This is a genomic window from Aeromonas sp. HMWF014 (assembly GCF_963878295.1).
In the GTDB taxonomy this organism is placed as follows: Bacteria; Pseudomonadota; Gammaproteobacteria; order Enterobacterales; family Aeromonadaceae; genus Aeromonas; species Aeromonas popoffii.
On sequence record NZ_CAWNYS010000031.1, the window covers coordinates 1,082 to 3,895 of the forward strand.

The following is a 2,814-nucleotide window of genomic DNA, read 5'->3' on the forward strand; positions in this document are numbered from 1 at the left end:
CCTGATGGCGGGGGGTGGAGCCACGGCTCTCGATGATCTGGGCAATGGCGAACGGGGTGTTGGCTTGTTCCAGTCGGGCTGCGTGTGAAAAAAGATTCATAAGGTACCTCATTTCATCCTTAACGGGTCAGGCGCGCGGTGACGCCACCAGTTCGCCATCCAGAGGGGCCTGGCGCACCACATGACGAATGGCGATAGGCTCGCGCACCGCCCCCTGCCAGATGGCGTGGATCTCGGGGTGACGGGCCAGCAGCCTTATCAACTGCGGCTGCCATGACGCCTCATTTTGATAATCGCCATTGATAAACCAGATCCGCCGCGCCCTGGCCGGGGTGCCCTTGAACACCCCCTGAGGGTGGGATATGAGCCGGTCAAACAGCGCCCAATCCAGCGGCTCACCGGCTGTAATCCCGCACAGGGCCTGGAGCTCGGCCCAGCGGTGGATCTGCTGCGGGTCTGCCTTGGCCCCCACCATGGCGCCACCCACCAGGGCGATCACCCAGTCGCTGCTCAGGGGAATGCAAGGTTCGTGCAAAGCGGGCACTTTCAATAACTTGTGATGGGCGCCGTCTGTCTCTACCAGGATGAGATCGAAGCGCTGCTGCCCCTTGAGCAGATCGATCTGCTCGGGTGTCAGGCCTGCCACCTTGCCGCTGGTCCGATCGAGATGGCTGAACAGGGCGACCAGGGTGGGGCCATCGGGCACTTGCTGGCAGCGGGTAAGCTGGCGGACGGGGTCGGCTTCCAGGATCAATTCCCGATAGTGTGACTGGGCTGGCAGAAACATCCGGGTGGTGGTGGTAATTAACACCCTTTTACCCTGCTGATAAAAATATTCCGCCAGCCAGAACAGGGTGCTGGTTTTGCCGCCTGCGCCACATAGGCTAATTAAGGTAGTACGGCTATCTATATTTTCGGTGAGCGGGTTTAATAGCGTGTCAATATCAGGAAAGGCACGCTGGACAGGTGAGGTAATGGGCATGGCAACGACCGATTCAAATAAGGGCGCAAGCAGTGAACAGCACTGTCATTCCAGAGCGAGATGCGACTGCATAATAACGGCAGCCGGCCTCTCGTCGCGAATGGGCGCGTGGAAACTGATGCTACCGTATCGCCAGAGCACGATTCTTGATGAAAGTCTCAAAAATGCCCTCGCTTTCTGTGATCGGATTATTCTGGTGGTGGGGCATAGGGGTGACGAGCTGAAGGCACGCTATGCAGACAGACCCGAGATCCTGTTGGTGGAAAACCATGATTATGCACAGGGGCTCGGCAGCTCCATCCGGCTGGCACTGGCGGCCAGCAGCAGCGACTATCTCTTCATCTCCCACGGCGATCTGCCCTGCATTCCCCTCGATGTCTACCAGAGGCTCTGGCAGGCACGGGGCCCCCACACACTTTTCCCCCGCTATCAGGAAGAGTCAGGGCACCCGGTGTTGCTGCCATCATCGCTTGGCAAGGCGCTGGCCGAGGCACCTGTTCAGGGCTCCATCCGCCGTTGGCTGATGGCACATCCCCATCGCTTCGTCGAGGTATACAGTGACGCCATCCTGCTGGATGTGGACACCCCGGATCGTTATCAGGCGCTGCTGCGGGCAGACGATGCGGGCTGAGCCTGGCTGTCTGGAGTGCATAATTATGAAACTCTGAGCCAGGGCTAACAGGGCATTTTTGCCGGTGTGGTGGCCGACATTATCACCCTGCATGGCCTGATAAAGGCAGGCGTCACGAGATTATCAAACTGATATTCAATCCCGCTAACGTGAGACTTTCTCAGCATCTGGCGCTCTTACAATGTTATTAACTCACGTTATTGATAGCCACTCTCATCCCCGAGGCCGGTATTGCAAGTCGATACATCATTAATTCGAGGTGCCTCACGCTTTTACGCTCACAAATTAAAATGTGCCGGCACTGGCCTGATTGTTGCTCTTGTCTGTTTCAAGGGGTTGCCTTGTGAATGAACCCCATTTATTCACCCAGTCAATGAGCAAAGCCGCAGCAAGGAGATCACCATGGGCGATATTATGCGACCCGTTCCGTTCAAGAACCTTCTGACCCGTATTTTCGCGGAATATAAAGAGAGTCAGAGCATTTTCGGTATTCCCGCCGCGCAATTCTATCGCAAGCAGGACGCGCGCAAGATCACTGTGTTCGGTGAAACCTGCGAAACCCCCATAGGCCCGGCGGCTGGCCCCCATACCCAGCTGGCCCAGAATATCGTCACTTCCTGGTTGACTGGCGGGCGCTTTATCGAGCTCAAGACGGTGCAGATCCTGGACCGTCTTGAACTGGCAAAGCCCTGCATCGATGCCGAAGACGAGTGCTTCAACACCGAGTGGTCCACCGAGTTCACCCTGCCCAAGGCGTTCGACGAGTATCTGAAGGCCTGGTTTGCCCTCTATCTGCTGGAGGAGGTGTTCGACCCGCGCCTTGACGGGGAGGCCAAGTCCTTCATCTTCAATATGAGCGTCGGGTACAACCTCGATGGCATCAAACAGCCGCCGATGCAGCAGTTCATCCACAGCCTGAAGGATGCAAGCAGCAGCCCGAAATTTGCCGAGTATCAGCAGGTGGTGCGCGAGCTGGTGGCCGACCCGCAGTTTATCGCCGATCTGGGACTGGGGGAGCGCCGCAGCCGCCTGCAACAGCTGGCGGATCGCATTCCGGCCGATATGGTGCACGGCGTTACCCTTTCTACCATGCATGGCTGCCCGCCGGGCGAGATCGAGGCCATCTGCCGCTACATGCTGGAGGAGAAGGGGCTCAACACCTTCGTCAAACTGAACCCGACCCTGCTTGGCTACCGGCGGG

At 57.9% G+C, this 2,814-nt stretch carries 3 protein-coding genes and 1 pseudogene; 2 read left to right on the top strand and 2 right to left on the bottom strand.

Going from position 1 to position 2,814, the window contains the following annotated elements; genetic code table 11:
* Together AAC083_RS00965 and yqeC are read right to left on the bottom strand one after the other, a co-directional pair.
* A partial coding sequence (locus AAC083_RS00965) for an XdhC family protein (RefSeq protein ID WP_258224577.1) occupies window positions 1-100 on the bottom strand: 100 nt, incomplete at its 3' end.
* A 27-nt stretch (window positions 101-127) separates the two neighbouring features.
* Entirely contained in the window at window positions 128-982 is an 855-nt protein-coding gene (gene yqeC, locus AAC083_RS00970; protein WP_108535657.1) for a selenium cofactor biosynthesis protein YqeC, read from the bottom strand.
* Here yqeC and mocA point away from each other — a divergent pair.
* Window positions 981-1,613: a molybdenum cofactor cytidylyltransferase gene (mocA, locus tag AAC083_RS00975; protein WP_084204671.1), complete on the top strand. Its 633-nt coding sequence runs from the start codon at window positions 981-983 to the stop codon at window positions 1,611-1,613. The genes yqeC and mocA overlap by 2 nt on opposite strands.
* Before the next feature lie 402 nt (window positions 1,614-2,015).
* Window positions 2,016-2,814, top strand: a pseudogene (locus tag AAC083_RS00980) (putative selenate reductase subunit YgfK); the annotation flags it as partial.